The 15230-nt window shown below is 64.5% G+C and carries 13 protein-coding genes; 11 read left to right on the forward strand and 2 right to left on the reverse strand.

Annotation, left to right across the window (positions count from 1 at the left end; all coding sequences use genetic code 11):
• From dnaA to gyrB, 4 genes are all read left to right on the forward strand, one after another.
• Positions 1 to 1395, forward strand: a complete 1395-nt coding sequence (gene dnaA, locus AC0J5K_RS00005) for a chromosomal replication initiator protein DnaA (protein WP_048528875.1) — start codon at positions 1 to 3, stop codon at positions 1393 to 1395.
• A gap of 161 nt (positions 1396 to 1556) precedes the next feature.
• Entirely contained in the window at positions 1557 to 2675 is a 1119-nt protein-coding gene (gene dnaN, locus AC0J5K_RS00010; protein WP_074836547.1) for a DNA polymerase III subunit beta, read from the forward strand.
• A gap of 99 nt (positions 2676 to 2774) precedes the next feature.
• Positions 2775 to 3875, forward strand: a complete 1101-nt coding sequence (recF, locus tag AC0J5K_RS00015) for a DNA replication/repair protein RecF (protein WP_274562032.1) — start codon at positions 2775 to 2777, stop codon at positions 3873 to 3875.
• Positions 3876 to 4014: 139 nt separating this feature from the next.
• Positions 4015 to 6432 (forward strand): DNA topoisomerase (ATP-hydrolyzing) subunit B, encoded by a 2418-nt coding sequence (gyrB, locus tag AC0J5K_RS00020; protein WP_048528882.1) that lies wholly within the window; start codon positions 4015 to 4017, stop codon positions 6430 to 6432.
• 137 nt (positions 6433 to 6569) lie between these two features.
• Here gyrB and AC0J5K_RS00025 read toward each other — a convergent pair whose 3' ends face one another.
• Positions 6570 to 7508, reverse strand: coding sequence for a MurR/RpiR family transcriptional regulator (locus AC0J5K_RS00025; RefSeq protein ID WP_274562035.1), 939 nt, complete (start codon positions 7506 to 7508; stop codon positions 6570 to 6572).
• 217 nt (positions 7509 to 7725) lie between these two features.
• Between AC0J5K_RS00025 and AC0J5K_RS00030 the strand changes: the two genes are divergently transcribed.
• The 6 genes from AC0J5K_RS00030 to AC0J5K_RS00055 are packed head-to-tail and all read left to right on the forward strand — an operon-like array spanning position 7726 to position 13571.
• Complete coding sequence (locus tag AC0J5K_RS00030) at positions 7726 to 8190, forward strand: TRAP transporter small permease (RefSeq protein WP_274562037.1); 465 nt, start codon at positions 7726 to 7728, stop codon at positions 8188 to 8190.
• Complete coding sequence (locus AC0J5K_RS00035; RefSeq protein WP_074836552.1) at positions 8187 to 9473, forward strand: TRAP transporter large permease; 1287 nt, start codon at positions 8187 to 8189, stop codon at positions 9471 to 9473. The genes AC0J5K_RS00030 and AC0J5K_RS00035 overlap by 4 nt, the downstream gene beginning before the upstream one ends.
• A gap of 27 nt (positions 9474 to 9500) precedes the next feature.
• A complete protein-coding gene (locus AC0J5K_RS00040; RefSeq protein WP_274562040.1) occupies positions 9501 to 10538 on the forward strand; it encodes a TRAP transporter substrate-binding protein in 1038 nt (345 codons plus the stop codon).
• A 60-nt stretch (positions 10539 to 10598) separates the two neighbouring features.
• Complete coding sequence (locus AC0J5K_RS00045) at positions 10599 to 12065, forward strand: M81 family metallopeptidase (RefSeq protein ID WP_274562042.1); 1467 nt, start codon at positions 10599 to 10601, stop codon at positions 12063 to 12065.
• Complete coding sequence (locus AC0J5K_RS00050) at positions 12062 to 13117, forward strand: D-TA family PLP-dependent enzyme (RefSeq protein ID WP_274562043.1); 1056 nt, start codon at positions 12062 to 12064, stop codon at positions 13115 to 13117. Before AC0J5K_RS00045 ends, AC0J5K_RS00050 begins: the two co-directional genes overlap by 4 nt.
• A 52-nt stretch (positions 13118 to 13169) precedes the next feature.
• Positions 13170 to 13571, forward strand: coding sequence for a RidA family protein (locus tag AC0J5K_RS00055; protein WP_274562045.1), 402 nt, complete (start codon positions 13170 to 13172; stop codon positions 13569 to 13571).
• Positions 13572 to 13639: 68 nt separating this feature from the next.
• Here the strand turns inward: AC0J5K_RS00055 and AC0J5K_RS00060 are convergent, their stop codons facing one another.
• A complete protein-coding gene (locus AC0J5K_RS00060; RefSeq protein WP_274562047.1) occupies positions 13640 to 14137 on the reverse strand; it encodes a lactoylglutathione lyase family protein in 498 nt (165 codons plus the stop codon).
• A gap of 104 nt (positions 14138 to 14241) precedes the next feature.
• Between AC0J5K_RS00060 and AC0J5K_RS00065 the strand changes: the two genes are divergently transcribed.
• On the forward strand, positions 14242 to 15132 hold the full coding sequence (locus AC0J5K_RS00065) for a LysR family transcriptional regulator (protein ID WP_274562049.1): 891 nt from the start codon (positions 14242 to 14244) through the stop codon (positions 15130 to 15132).
• Positions 15133 to 15230: the final 98 nt, after the last annotated feature.

Raw genomic sequence — 15230 nt, forward strand, 5'->3', positions numbered from 1 at the left:
ATGACAAAAGACCAGTGGGGAGCACTACAGGGGCAGTTGCGCGAGACCGTTGGAGCAAACAACTTCACCAATTGGATCGAGCCGCTACAATTCGAAGGGGTGACGGACGGGGTGGCGCATTTCAATGTGCCGACCAGTTTTCTAGGCAATTACGTTCAGCGCAATTTTGGGGATTTGCTGCTGTATGCTATGACCAATGCCGGGGCGGATGTGCGCCGGATCGAGTTTGACGTGCCGGCCAACAAGGCCAGCATGCCGGCGGTGTCGCGTGCAGCGAACACGCCCGACCGGACCGGACAAACACAAACCAAGGCGACACAGTCGATGACATCACGCGCAGATCTGGCCGACTTGCTGCCCAGCGCGCCTCTCGACAAGCGGTTCACCTTCGACACCTTTGTCGTCGGCAAGCCGAACGAGCTGGCGCATGCCGCGGCGCGGCGCGTCGGTGAGGGGGGCGAGGTGACATTCAACCCGCTGTTCCTCTATGGCGGCGTGGGCCTCGGCAAGACGCACCTGATGCATGCCATCGCGTGGGAGCTGAAAAGCCGCTCGCCGCATCTCAACGTGCTCTACCTGTCGGCCGAGCAGTTCATGTATCGTTTCGTCCAGGCGCTACGCGACCGCAAAATGATGGATTTCAAACAGATCTTTCGCTCGGTTGATGTGCTGATGGTGGATGACGTCCAGTTCATCGCCGGCAAGGACAGCACCCAGGAGGAGTTCTTTCACACCTTCAACGCGCTGGTCGATCAGAACAAGCAGATCATCATTTCGGCCGACCGCGCGCCGGGCGAGATCAAGGATATGGAGAACCGCATCCAGTCGCGCCTGCAATCCGGTCTTGTCGTCGATCTGCACCCGACGGATTACGAATTGCGCCTCGGCATCCTGCATTCCAAGCTGGCGACCCACCGGCTGCAATATCCCGAGCTGGAGCTCGACGAGAAGGTGCTCGAATTCCTCGCGCACCGGATCTCGACAAACGTGCGGGTGCTCGAAGGCGCGCTGACGCGGCTTTTCGCCTTTGCCTCGCTGGTCGGCCGGCCGATCACCATGGAGCTGACGCAGGATTGTCTGGCCGATGTGCTGCGCGCCTCGGAACGCAAGATCACCATCGAGGAGATCCAGCGCCAGGTGGCCGAGCATTACAACATCCGCATGTCCGAGCTGATCGGGCCGAAGCGGCTGCGGGTGTTTGCGCGGCCGCGTCAGGTGGCGATGTATCTCTGCAAGCAGCTGACCAGCCGCTCGCTGCCCGAGATCGGTCGCCGCTTTGGCGGGCGGGACCACACCACCGTGATGCACGGGGTGCGGCGCATCGAAGAGCTCAAGGTGCAGGACGGCCAGATCGCCGAAGACCTGGAGATGCTGCGCCGGACGCTGGAAGCGTAGGCGGGAAAGCACGATTGGCGGGCCGAGTGCGATCTTGGCCCGTCGTGCCCTTGACGCCCCTCTCAAACCATTGGAAATCTCTCGTAATTGCCCGAAAAGGGCTTGGAGCGCTGGGGGGATGCGGCTAACGTGCCGGTCCCGGGCTTTCGGAGGGACAGGGTATGAAAATCAGTATCGAACGCGGCACGTTGCTCAAGGCCGTCGCGCAGGCGCAATCGGTTGTCGAGCGCCGCAACACAATCCCGATCCTTGCCAATGTCCTGATCGAAGCCGAGGGGGATACCGTGTCCTTCCGCGCCACCGACCTTGATATCGAGGTGGTCGACAAGGCCGCCGCCCAGGTCGAACGCGCCGGCGCCACCACCGTTGCCGCCGTCACCCTGCACGAGATCGTTCGCAAGCTGCCCGATGGCGCGCTGGTGACTCTGGCCGAAGAAGGCGCCTCGGGCCGGCTGACGGTCGAGGCCGGACGGTCGAATTTCTCGCTGGCGACGCTGCCGCGCGAGGATTTCCCGGTGATGGCGACCTCGGAATATTCGTCCAACTTCTCGGCCCCGGCGCCGGTTCTGCGGCGGCTGTTCGACAAGTCGAAATTCGCCATTTCCACGGAAGAGACGCGGTATTACCTGAACGGCGTCTACATGCATGTCGCGGATGGCGAAGAGGGCAAGGCGCTGCGCTGCGTTGCCACCGATGGCCACCGTCTGGCGCGGATCGACGCCCCGCTGCCCGATGGTGCCGGCGAGATGCCCGGCGTGATCGTACCGCGCAAGACCGTGGGCGAGCTGCGCAAGCTGCTGGACGATGACGACATGGAAATCGCGGTCTCGGTCTCCGAGACCAAGGTGCGCTTTGCCACGCCGGACATCATGCTGACGTCCAAGGTGATCGACGGCACCTTCCCCGATTACACCCGCGTCATTCCGCAGGGCAACACCCGCAAGCTCGAAGTCGATGCCAGCGATTTCGCCCGCGCGGTCGACCGGGTGGCGACGGTTTCGTCCGAGCGGTCGCGGGCGGTGAAGATGGCGCTGGACGAGGATCGGCTGGTGCTCTCGGTGAATGCGCCCGACAGCGGCGCCGCCGAGGAAGAGCTGGCCGTGGCCTACGGCGATGAGCGGCTCGAGATCGGGTTCAACGCGAAATACCTGCTGGAGATCGCCAGCCAGGTGGACCGCGAGAACGCGGTCTTCATGTTTAATTCCGCCGGCGATCCGACCCTGATGCGCGAAGGCAATGACACCAGCGCGGTTTATGTCGTCATGCCGATGCGGGTCTGAGTGCCTTTCCGGCGCGGAATCTGGGCCGCAGGCCGCCGCGCCATCGCCGACCGGCCGTCTGCGGCGGCGATCGCGCGGTTTGCGCTACGTGGCTAGGTCATGCCGACCCATCTGACTCACCTCAAACTTTCGCATTTCCGCTCGCACAAGCGCGTGGAGATGACGACCGATGCCCGCCCCGTCGCGCTTTACGGCGCCAATGGCGCCGGCAAGACCAACATTCTCGAAGCCGTCTCGTTGATGTCGCCGGGCCGCGGGTTGCGCCGGGCCAGCGCCGAAGAGATGACCCGCCGGCCCGAGGCGCTGGGCTGGAAGATCACCGCCATGCTCGAGGCCGACACCCGCGCCCGTGAAATCGAGAGCCTGTCAGAACAGGGCAGCGCCCGGCAGGTCAGGATCGACGGCAAGCCCGCCAGCCAGATCGCCTTGGGCAAATTTGCCCGCGTTCTCTGGCTGATCCCCTCGATGGACCGGCTCTGGATCGAAGGCGCCGATGGGCGGCGGCGGTTCCTCGACCGGATGACGCTGAGCTTCTTTCCCGACCATGCCCAGGCGGTGCTGGATTACGAAAAGGCGATGCGCGAGCGCAATCGTCTGCTCAAGGATCAGGTGCGCGACGCCCATTGGTATGCCGCGCTCGAGGTGCAGATGGCCCGCGCCGGCGCGGTGATCCATGCCAACCGGCAGGCGGCGCTCGCGCGGATCGCCGAGGCCCAGGCGGGCACCGAGACCGCCTTTCCGGTGAGCGAGCTTGACCTGACCGCCACCGAAGGCGAGATGCCGGCCGGCGAGGCGGAATTGCGCGCCGCGCTGGCTGAGAGCCGGTTTCGCGATCTGGCCACCGGCCGCGCCATGGTGGGGCCGCACCGGGCCGAGCTGCACGCCGTCTTTGCCGCCAAGGGGGTGCCGGCGCGCGATTGTTCGACCGGCGAGCAGAAGGCGCTTTTGATCTCGCTGATCCTCGCCAATGCAAGGGCGCTGGCGCGCGATTTCGGCAGCCCGCCGATCCTGCTGCTCGACGAGGTCGCCGCCCATCTCGATGCCGCCCGCCGCGCCGCGCTTTATGATGAAATCTGCGCCCTTGGCGCCCAGGCCTGGATGACCGGCACCGGGCCGGAGCTTTTTGCCGACCTGGGTGCCCGGGCGCAGCGCTTCGAGGTCAGCGAGACGGGCGGCGCCTCCTCGATCGCCACCGGCTGATCAAGCGTGCCATTGCGCGCGGGGCGGCCCCGAGAGAGCCCGCGGCGGGGACCGGCCGACACACAAAATCTTGTGGCATCTGCGTGACATATACGCAAAAAGCGCATATATTCCGGGCGAGAGAAAAAGAAGGCATCGCATGTCCGAGCAAGCACAACCCGCACCCGAATATGGCGCGGATTCGATCAAGGTTCTTAAAGGCTTAGAAGCTGTCCGCAAACGTCCCGGCATGTACATCGGCGACACCGACGACGGCTCGGGTCTGCATCACATGGTCTACGAGGTGGTGGACAACGGCATCGACGAGGCGCTGGCCGGTCATGCCGACTATGTGCATGTGAAAATCCACGCGGACAACTCGGTCTCGGTGCGCGACAACGGCCGCGGGATTCCGGTCGACATCCACGAGGAAGAGGGTGTTTCGGCGGCCGAGGTCATCATGACCCAGCTTCACGCCGGCGGCAAATTCGACAGCAATTCCTACAAGGTCTCGGGCGGGTTGCACGGCGTCGGCGTTTCGGTCGTCAACGCGCTCTCGGTCTGGCTCGAGCTGCGGGTCTGGCGCAACGGCAAGGTGCATTACGCCAAGTTCGAACATGGCGAGACCACCGAGCATCTGCGCGTCACCGGCGATGCCGAGGGCGAAAGCGGCACTGAGGTGCGTTTCCTCGCCTCGACCGACACCTTCTCGAACCTCGACTACGATTTCCATGTGCTGGAAAAGCGCCTGCGCGAACTCGCCTTCCTGAATTCCGGCGTCAAGATCATCCTCGAGGATGATCGTCCGGCCGAGCCGCTGCACATCGAGCTGTTCTATGACGGTGGGGTCAAGGAATTCGTCAAATATGTCGACCGCCACAAACACGCGATGATGCCCGAGCCGATCTATGTGCAGGGCGAACGCGACGAGATCGGCGTCGAAGTGGCGATGTGGTGGAACGACAGCTACCATGAGACGGTGCTGCCCTTTACCAACAACATCCCGCAGCGCGACGGCGGCACCCACCTGGCCGGCTTCCGCGGCGCGCTGACCCGGACGATCCAGAAATACGCTCAGGAAAGCGGCATCGCCAAGCGCGAGAAGGTCAACTTTACCGGCGACGACGCCCGCGAAGGGCTGACCTGCGTGCTCTCGGTCAAGGTGCCCGACCCCAAGTTCAGCTCGCAGACAAAGGACAAGCTGGTCAGCTCCGAGGTGCGGCCCGCGGTCGAGAACCTTGTCGGCGAGAAACTGTCGGAGTGGTTCGAGGAAAACCCCAATGAAGCCAAGATGATCGTCAGCAAGATCATCGAAGCCGCCATGGCGCGCGAGGCCGCCCGCAAGGCACGGGAATTGACCCGCCGCAAATCCGCGATGGACGTCAATTTCCTGGCCGGCAAGCTCAAGGACTGCTCGGAAAAGGATCCGGCCAAGACCGAGCTCTTTCTCGTCGAGGGGGACAGCGCCGGCGGCTCGGCCCAGACCGGCCGCGACCGGGGCACCCAGGCGATCCTGCCGCTCAAGGGCAAGATCCTCAACGTGGAACGCGCGCGGTTCGACCGCATGCTCTCGTCCCAGGAGATCGGCAACCTGGTGATGGCGCTCGGCACCGGCATCGGCCGGGACGAGTTCAACATCGACAAGCTGCGCTACCACAAGATCGTCATCATGACCGACGCCGACGTAGACGGCGCCCACATCCGCACCCTGCTTCTGACCTTCTTCTACCGGCAGATGCCCGAGCTGATCGAGGGCGGCTATCTCTATATCGCCCAGCCGCCGCTCTACAAGGTCAGCCGCGGCAAGTCCGAGGTTTATCTCAAGGACCAGGCGGCAATGGATGATTACCTGATGAATCAAGGGGTTGACGGCGCGGTGCTGAAACTCGCCGGCGGCGAGGAAATCACCGGGCAGGACCTTCTGCGGGTGGTCGAAGAGGCGCGCCAGCTCAAGCGCGTGCTTGACGCCTTCCCGACGCATTACCCGCGCCACATTCTCGAACAGGCGGCGATTGCCGGCGCTTTCGTGCCCGGCGCGGTGGATGCCGATTTGCAGGGCGTCGCCGACAAGGTGGCGCAGCGGCTCGATCTGATCGCGCTGGAATACGAAATGGGCTGGCGCGGAAGGATCACCCAGGATCACGGCATCCGCCTGGCCCGCATTCTGCGCGGCGTCGAAGAGGTGCGCACCCTTGACGGCCCGATGCTGCGCTCGGGAGAGGCCCGCCGCACCGGCAGCTTTACCGAGTCGCTCCAGGAAATCTACGGCAGCGCGGCCACCCTGCACCGCAAGGATCGTCATCAGGTGATCCACGGTCCGCTCGATCTCTTGAAGGCGATCCTGGAAGAGGGCGAAAAGGGCAACACGCTTCAGCGTTACAAGGGTCTGGGCGAGATGAACCCCGACCAGCTCTGGGAAACCACGCTCGATCCGGACGCCCGGACCTTGTTGCAGGTCAAGGTCGATGACGTGGCCGAGGCCGACGACATCTTTACCAAGCTGATGGGCGACGTCGTGGAGCCACGGCGCGAATTCATCCAGAAAAACGCGCTGAGCGTGGAGAACCTGGATTTCTAAAGGGCTGTAGGGGATGCAGGGTCACAAACGGCTCATGCTGGAGTGAGGTAAAGCGAACTGCCGCCACCGCAAGTTTCGGTCTCGCGCGAGACCGGCGCCAGGCTCCGCTGGTGGCGGTCGCGGTGCCGGCAACGGCGTTAGTCGCCCAGAGGTTGCGGGTCGGTCCGGCCGTGGTAGGCGGTAAGCGAGGCGCGGATGCGGCGCAGGTTCTCGCGGGTCTTGTCGGCGTTTTCATGTGCCACGGACAGCGCCAGCGCGTCGAGAATGGCCAGATAGGCAAAGCGCGACGGCGTCGGTTTGAAGATGTCGCTGTCTTCCGGCAAGTCGAGGCCGATTGCAGTCTCGCAGGCGTCGGCCAGGCGAGAGCCGGCCCGGGAGATGCCGAGGGTGGCGGCGCCGTAGCTGCGCGCCACGCGGGCGGCGCCGACCACGGCGTCGGCCTCACCGCTGGAAGAAAACAGCAGCATCACGTCACCGGGGCCCAGGGTCGCGGCCCGCATCTGCAAAACGTAGCTGTCATTGACCGACGCGCTGGGGATGCCGAGGCGAAAAAGCCGGTTGGCGGCCTCGGTGGCAAGCATCGAGGAGCCGCCGCCGATGCCGGCCGACACCACCTGCCGGGCGTGTGCCAGAAGCGTGCCGGCCGCGGCGATCTGCTGCGGATCCACCTGGTTCTGGGCGGCCGAGAGGGTGGCATAAAGCGCGCCGAGCACACGGTCGAGCGCGGTGCCGGACAGGCCGTCGTCGCCGGCGGCGATGGCGGGCTGAAGATATTGTTGGCTCACCGCCAGGTTCTGGGCCAGGCGCAGCTTGAACTCGCGAAATCCGTCGCAGCCAAGCGTCCGGCAAAACCGGATCACCGTCGGCGTGCTGACATCGGCGGCTTCGGCAACCTTGGCAATGGTCATGTCCGAGACCGTGTTCAGATTGGCTTTGACGAAATCCGCCACCTTCTGTTCCCGGGCGGCAAAATTGCCGTCGTGCTTGCGCAATTCCGAGATGACATCGGCCACCCTGGCGCGGCCGCGCACCGGCAGTTCCGACGAGGACGACAGGTCTGATCGATCGCTTGGCATGGGTCACCGTTTCATCCGTTTGCGTACCTTAGATACATATGGCTGACAATAAAGTACATAGATGACAGGGATTTCCACTTAGATATGTACTTTAATGACAAATTTGCTTGATTTTTCCCGGGTGCTCCGGCAGAACTGTACCTGAGTTACAAGCTGGATTCGGGGAGGGGTCGTTGTGAAATCCTGGGCTGGAAAGGTCAGTGCGCGGATTAACGCCGTGGTGGAGGCCATTGTGGCGGGCCTCATGCTGGCGCTTGTGTTCGACGTCTGGCTGGGCGTCGCCGATCGCTATTATTTCCACTGGCAGCTTCCCTGGCCCGAGGAATTTGCCCGTTATCTGATGATCTGGGCGGCGATGCTGGCGGTGTCCTGCGGTATTGCCGGGCGCGAACATATCGGGTTGACGGCCTTTGTCGACCTGCTTCCCAAGGTGCTGCGTCGGGCCAGCCTGATCGCGATGGATTTGCTGGCGCTGGCGCTTTTTCTCTACGTGCTCTGGTACGGCATTCCCTTTGCCAATGGCGGCGCCAGCCGGCAGGCGATGATCTTTGGCACCAGCTTGCGCCCCTATTACGCGGCGATCCCGATGGCGGCGGCGATTGCCTCGCTCCAGATGGCGCTGGTGCTTCTGCGCGATCTTGGCGCCCACAGCGAACCCACCTTCGAGGAGGATGCGGTATGATCTGGGCGCTGGCAGCATTTGTCTTTCTGATCCTGTTTGGCATGCCGATCGGCTTTGCCATCGGCCTGGCGGGTGTCGTCGGGTTGATCGATATGGGCGGAACCCAGTTTCTCGCCATCGGCCCGTCCAAGATCTTCAACGGCCTCAACATCTTTCCCTTTCTCGCCATGCCGTTCTTTATCCTCGCGGGTGAGGTGATGAACGACACCGGCATCACCGACCGGCTGGTCAAGCTGGCCCGCGTTCTGGTGGGCCGGTTCCGCGGCGGGCTGGCGCATACCAACATGCTGGCCTCGGTGTTCTTCGCCGGGCTGACCGGCTCGGCCACGGCCGATGCCGCCGCCTTTGGCCGCACGCTGGTGCCGGCGATGGTCAAGGAGGGCTACAAGCGCGACTATGCCTGTGCTGTTACCGCCGCCGGCTCGATCATCGGGCCGACGATTCCGCCCTCGGGGCTGATGGTGGTCTATGGCTCGCTGATGGGCGTGTCGATTGCCGGGCTGTTCGCCGCGGGCGTCCTGCCGGGGCTGGTGATTTGCTTGGTCTGCATGTCGGTGATCGCCATCGGCGGCAACCGCGAGAACCTGCCCAAGGCGCTGCGCGGCGCCACGCTGCGCGAGGTCTGGCAGACCTTCGTGTCGTCGCTGACGGCGCTGGCGATGCCCGTCATCATCCTCGGCGGCATCCTGGGCGGCGTGGTGACACCCACCGAGGCGGCTTCGATCGCCGTGGCCTATGCGCTCTTCATCGGCATCTTCGTCTATCGCACGCTGACCTTCCGCAGCTTCTACGGCATGCTGGTGCGCACCGCGCGGATCACCGGGGTGATCTTCGTCATCATCGCCTTCGCCGGCATCCTTGGCTGGTGGATGAGCTTCGAGCGCATCCCGCAGATGATCGCCGAGGGCGTGCTGAGCCTGTCGGACAACCGCTATATCGTGATCGCCATCATCATCGGCCTGCTACTTGTCGTGGGCATGGTGATGGACATCACCGCCATCCTGATCATCCTCGCGCCGGTGCTGGTGCCGCTGACCGAGAATGTCGGGCTCGAGCCGATCCATGCCGGGATCATCTTCGTGCTGGCGCTCAACATATCGCTGATGACGCCGCCGGTGGGCGCCTGTCTCTTTGTGCTGTCCTCGGTGACGGGCGAAAAGCTCGAGCGGATCTCGCTCAAGCTCTTCCCCTTCCTGATAGCCGAGGTCGCGGTGCTCTTCATCTTCGCCTTCTGGGAGGACGCAGCGCTCTGGCTGCCGCGCCTGCTGGGATTTGCCCAATAACCGTTTCATGACAACTGGAGGATAATAATGAAACATCTCGCAACCTGTGCCGCGCTTGCCGGCATGATGACCGCCTCGTCGGCCTTTGCCGGTGGCACAATCAAGTTCGGCCATGACAACAAGGCCGACCCCTTCGAGAACCCGGCGCATGCCTGTACTGCCGTCTTCTCGAACATTCTCGAGGCCGGCACCAATGGCAGCGTCGACGTCGAGGTCTTTGGCTCGAACCAACTCGGCACCGCCGCCGAACACGTGCAGCAGGTGCGCGACGGCATCTTGCAGGCGACGCTGACCTCGACCGGGGCGTTGGCCAGCTATTACCCGCGCATCGACGTGCTGAACCTGCCCTTTGCCTTTGCCGACAACAGCTCGACTTACGAAGTCTTCGATGGTGCCTTCGGCACGGCGCTGGCGGCGGATATCGAAGAGACGTTGGGCGACGTGGTGGTTCTGGGGTTCCCGGATACCGGCGGGTTCTTTGCCGTCACCAACTCCAAGCGGCCGATTGCCGAACTGGCGGATTTCGAGGGCGTGCGGGTGCGCACCATGACCCTGCCGTCGCACCAGAAGATCATGCAGGCGCTGGGCGCCGAGGCCTATCCTCTGGCCTGGGGCGAGGTCTATTCCGGGCTGCAAACCGGCGTGATCGACGGCCAGATGAACCCGGTGCCGATCATCTCGTTCGCGAACTTCGCCGAGGTGCAGGAGTACATGACGCTCACCAACCACCTGTTTTCGCCCTATACCTTCATGATCAACCGGGCGTTCTATGAAGATCTGACCGATCAGGAGCGGACCGTGCTGCACCACGCGGCCGAGAACTGCGTCACCGCCAGCCGTGGCATCAGCCGGATCATCGAAGCCTCGGATCGTGGTCTTGCCGGGCTGATGGACCAGATCGAGGTGACCGCCCTGACCGCCGAGCAGCGCAAAGCCATGGCCGATGCGACCCAGCCGGTGTTCGAGACCCATGTCGCCGAGAATCTGGACGCCAAGGCGGGCGAATTGCTCGAGCTTCTGAAGACCGAGGTCTCTGCCGCCAACGGCAACACCTACCTCGACTGATCCCGACAATGCGGGCCGGGGGCGCTCTGCCGCCGGCCCCAAGCAGATAGGTTTCCCAATATGCGTGTTTTCTGTGCCTCCGTCGCGACGGAATGCAATACCTTCTCGCCGCTGCGGGCCGACTTCACCGATTTCGCCCAGAGCTTCTATGCTCCGCCGGGGGCGCATCCCGAGACGCCGACCCTGTGCAGCGCGGTCTTTCCGGCGCTGCGCCGGCGGGAAGCCGCCGGCGAGATCGAGCTGATCGAGGGCACCGCGACCTGGGCCGAGCCGGGCGGCATCGTCAATGCGCCGACATGGGACCGGTTGCGCGAAGAGGTGCTGGCGCAGCTGCGCGCCGCGCTTCCTGTCGAGGCGGTGGTACTGGGGCTGCACGGCGCGATGATCGCCGAAAACTGCGTCGATTGCGAGGGCGTGCTGATCGAAAGCATGCGCGAGGTCGTCGGGCCTGATGTCACCATCGGCGTCAGTTTCGACCCGCACAGCCACCTTAGCGCCAAACGCACGGACAACGCGGATATCATCACTGTTTTCAAGGAGTTCCCGCACACCGATTTTGTCGAAACCGGCGAGGCCTGTGTCGATCTGACCCTGCGCGCCGCGCGGGGCGAGATTGCCCCCGCGATGGCGGTGTTTGACGTGCGGCTGATGGATATCCTGCCCACCAGCCGCGATCCGATGCGCGGTTTCGTCGACCGGATGCAGGCGCTCGAGGCCTCCGGCGCGGCGCTGTCGGTTTCGGTGATCCATGGCTTCATGGCGGGCGACTCGCCCGATCTGGGCGCAAAGCTCATCGTCATCACCGACAATGACCCGGCCGCCGCCGCCCGGCTGGCGCGTGATCTGGGGATGGAACTCTTTTCCTTTCGCGGTGCGGCCCGGCCCGATTTCCTGACCGCCCGCGAGGCACTGCAACGCGCCGCCGCTGCGCCCGACGGGCCGGTGGTGATCGCCGACGTCTGGGACAATCCCGGCGGCGGCGTGCCGGGCGACAGCACCATTCTGCTGCGCGAGGCGATGGCGCTGGGGCTGACCGATGCAGCCTTTGGCACGATCTGGGATCCGATGGCGGTGCGGCTTTGCCATGCGGCGGGCGAGGGCGCCCGGCTGGCACTGCGCTTTGGCGGCAAGACCTCCTCGGTGGCGGGCGATCCGGTGGATGCCGAGGTTCTCGTCAAGCGCGTGCAGAAGGATGCGGTCCAGAGCTTCGGCACCTCGGTCGTGCCGCTGGGCGATTGCGCGGTGATCGAGGTACAGGGGATCGAGGTCGTGCTGAACTCGAACCGGGCGCAGGCCTTTTCGCCGGATCTGTTCGGCAACCTCGGCATCGACACTGCCGCCCGCAAGATCCTGGTGGTCAAGTCGACCAACCATTTCCATGGCGCCTTTGCTCCGATAGCGGCCGAGATCCTCTATGCCGCGGTGGACGGGCCGTACCCGAACGACCCGCGCAAAAACGCCTATACCCGCCTGACCCGGCCGCTCTGGCCGATCGTCGACAACCCGCATGAATTGGAGGCGCAATGACGTTCCCCGAAATCGACACCCCCGCCGTCCTGGTCGACCTCGATATCGCCGAGGCCAACATCGACCGCTTTCAGGCCCATTGCGATCGCCATGGCCTGCGGCTGCGCCCGCATATCAAAACCCACAAGCTGCCGCGCCTCGCCCAACGTCAGATCGCCGCCGGCGCCATTGGCATCACCTGTCAGAAGATCTCGGAAGCCGAGGCGATGATCGCCGAGGGCGGCGTCGAGGATGTGCTGCTGACCTACAATATCCTTGGCACGGAAAAACTTGCGCGGCTGCGCAAGCTGGCCGACCGGGTGCGGCTCTCTGTGGTCTGCGACAATGCGCAAGTGGCCGAGGGACTTTCAGCGGCGTTTTGCGATGCCGACGCGCCGCTGCCGGTGCTGGTCGAATGCGACACCGGGGCAGGGCGCTGCGGCGTGCAGACGCCCGAGGCGGCGGCCGAGCTGGCAGCGGCAATTGCGGACCTGCCCGGCCTGCGCTTTGCCGGGCTGATGACCTATCCACCGGTCGAGCACGAGGCCGAGGTGCAGGACTGGCTGACCCGCGCCAGAACGCTCTGCGAGGCGCGCGGCCTGACCGTCGAGGTGGTGTCGAACGGCGGCACGCCGGGCATGTGGCAGGCGCAGGAGGTGCCCGCCGCCACCGAATACCGGATCGGCACCTACATCTACAACGACCGCTCCTTGCAGGCGCGCGGGCTTTGCGACTGGGCTGATTGTGCGCTGGCGGTACTGGCCACGGTGGTTTCGGTTCCGGCGCCGGATCGGGCAATCATCGATGCGGGGTCCAAGGTGCTGACCTCCGATCTGCTGGGGCTCGAGGGCTTTGGCCATGTGCTGGGCCGTCCCGACATCACGGTTGCCGCGCTGTCGGAAGAGCATGGCACGCTCAGCGCCGCGACCATCGGCCTCGCGGTCGGCGACCGGGTGCGGATCGTGCCCAATCACGCCTGCGTCGTCACCAACATGCTGGACCGGGTCGAGCTGGTCCGCGGCGAGCATCATGAAGGCCCGGCGCCGGTGGCGGCGCGGGGCCAGGTCTGGTGACGCGCCGGCCGTGTCTCTTTTTCGAAACGATCACACAAACAGGTATGCTTTCATGACACACCCGCACCTTTTCCGGTTCGACGGCGCCGACGCCCAGGCCGGCGGCCAGAAACGCCCCTTTTCCAAGGCCGTGAGGGCCGGGGATTTCGTCTATGTCTCGGGACAGGTGCCGACCGTCGATGGCGAGGTCGTCACCGGCGGCATCGTCGCCCAGACCGAGCAGGTCGTGGCCAATATCAAGCAGGTTCTGGCCCTGGCCGAATGCGGGCTCGAGGATGTGATCAAGGTCAATTGCTGGCTGGACGACGCCCGGGATTTCTCGTCCTTCAACGCGGTGTTCGAAAAGCACTTCATCGATCATCCGCCGGCCCGTTCGACGGTGCAATCGCCGCTGATGGTCGATGCCAAAGTCGAAATCGACGTGATCGCCTTCAAGCCGGTTCAACCCGGATAAGCCCGATACCGCGACAAACCTGCCCCGCCGCGCCGGAAAAGCCGCTGCGGCGGGGTCCGGGCTGGCAGTCATTCATAGGCGCCGGCGGAATAGGTGAGCTCGTAGCTGTGGCTGTAAAGCTCGAAGACAATGCCGAACGGGTCTTCGACATAGACCATGCGATAGGGCTTCTTGCCGGGGAAATACTCCCGGACCGGCATGCGCTGACGGCCACCGGCGGCGACGATCCGCTCCAGCAGGCCTTCGACATCCGGGTCCTGGATCGCGAAATGGAAGGTGCCGTGGCGCCGGTGTTCGAGGCTTTCGTCGGGGGCGTAATTGCCGGGGAACTCGAAGATCTCGATGCCGATGCCGTCGGCGGTGGCAAGATGCGCGATCCTGAGTGAGCCCCAGCCGGGGCCAAAGACATCGGTGCACATGGTGCCAATGGCGCTGTCGTCTTCGATGGCCTCGGACGGCTGCATCACGACATAGAAACCCAGAACCTCGGAATAGAACTTTACGGCGGCCTCGAGGTCGGGAACCGACAGGCCGATGTGGGAAAAGCTGCGGGGGGTCGGTGACATTCGATTACTCCAATCCGGTTGCGATGAGCCTGAAGTAGACAGCCGGTGCCCGCATGTGAAATTATCAGTTTGAATGGAAATCATAACAAAACGTTTGCCCTCTCATGCTGAACGCCACCTCGCTCGACACCTTCACCACGCTTTGCGAGACCGGGCATTTCACCCGCGCGGCGGAACGGTTGAACATGACCCAGCCGGGCGTTTCGCAGCATCTGCGCAAACTCGAGGCGCAACTGGGCCAGAGCCTGATTGCGCGTGAGGGCAAGAGCTTTACCCTCACCGCCGCCGGCGAGGCGGTGTTTGCGCTTGGCCGTGCGCGGCGCAACGAAGAGAAACACCTGCGCGCTGCGCTCGAGACCGACGACCGGGATGCCGGCGAGGTGCGCATCGCCTGTTCCGGCAGTTTTGCGATGCTGCTCTATCCGGTCCTGCTGCCGTGGATGCGCGCCGCGCCCGATCTGGCGATCCACCTTCAGGCGGCGCCACAGGCGGATATTCTGGCGGGTCTGCTCGACGGGCGTTTCGATCTTGGTGTGCTCGGCGCCGATCCCGGTCATGCCCGACTCGAGGCGCGCCATCTCGGACGCGAAGAGCTGTGCCTTGTGTTGCCGGCGGATGCGCCCGACCGGGTGTCCGGCTTCGCCGATCTCGACGCGCGTGGCTTTGTCGCGCATCCCGACGGCTATGCCTATGCCGACGATCTTCTGAACCTGAACTTTCCCGGCGCCTATCCCGGCGCCGACCGGATGCGGACCCGCGCCTATGTGAACCAGATCGGCCAGATCCCCGCTCCGGTGGCCGAGGGCATCGGCTATGCGCTCTTGCCGCGCAGCGGGATCGAGGCCTTTGCGCGCAAGGACCGTCTCCGGGTGGTGCCGCTGCCGCAACGGCGCTGGCACGCGCTCTGGCTGGCCGCCCGGCGCGGCCGCCCGCTCCCGGCGCGGCTGAAATATGCCCGCGACCTGATCGTGACGTCGGCCGGCCAGTTGAAGTGACCGGTCCGTAGCCGGCGCGATGCCCTGCCGGCCGGCTGCTCTGACGGCTGCCGCATGCCTTCATGCAAGTGTCACGCAACCGTAGTGCCGGCGTCACC

This window comes from Marinovum sp. E3 (genome assembly GCF_055755275.1).

Coding starts and splice junctions, on each gene's coding strand:
- AC0J5K_RS00050 (WP_274562043.1), top strand. CDS start 12,062: ATGACGTTCCCCGAAATCGACACCCCCGCCGTCCTGGTCGACCTCGAT.
- AC0J5K_RS00040 (WP_274562040.1), top strand. CDS start 9,501: ATGAAACATCTCGCAACCTGTGCCGCGCTTGCCGGCATGATGACCGCC.
- AC0J5K_RS00045 (WP_274562042.1), top strand. CDS start 10,599: ATGCGTGTTTTCTGTGCCTCCGTCGCGACGGAATGCAATACCTTCTCG.
- dnaA (WP_048528875.1), top strand. CDS start 1: ATGACAAAAGACCAGTGGGGAGCACTACAGGGGCAGTTGCGCGAGACC.
- AC0J5K_RS00060 (WP_274562047.1), bottom strand. CDS start 14,137: ATGTCACCGACCCCCCGCAGCTTTTCCCACATCGGCCTGTCGGTTCCC.
- AC0J5K_RS00025 (WP_274562035.1), bottom strand. CDS start 7,508: ATGCCAAGCGATCGATCAGACCTGTCGTCCTCGTCGGAACTGCCGGTG.
- recF (WP_274562032.1), top strand. CDS start 2,775: ATGCCGACCCATCTGACTCACCTCAAACTTTCGCATTTCCGCTCGCAC.
- dnaN (WP_074836547.1), top strand. CDS start 1,557: ATGAAAATCAGTATCGAACGCGGCACGTTGCTCAAGGCCGTCGCGCAG.
- AC0J5K_RS00065 (WP_274562049.1), top strand. CDS start 14,242: ATGCTGAACGCCACCTCGCTCGACACCTTCACCACGCTTTGCGAGACC.
- AC0J5K_RS00055 (WP_274562045.1), top strand. CDS start 13,170: ATGACACACCCGCACCTTTTCCGGTTCGACGGCGCCGACGCCCAGGCC.
- AC0J5K_RS00035 (WP_074836552.1), top strand. CDS start 8,187: ATGATCTGGGCGCTGGCAGCATTTGTCTTTCTGATCCTGTTTGGCATG.
- gyrB (WP_048528882.1), top strand. CDS start 4,015: ATGTCCGAGCAAGCACAACCCGCACCCGAATATGGCGCGGATTCGATC.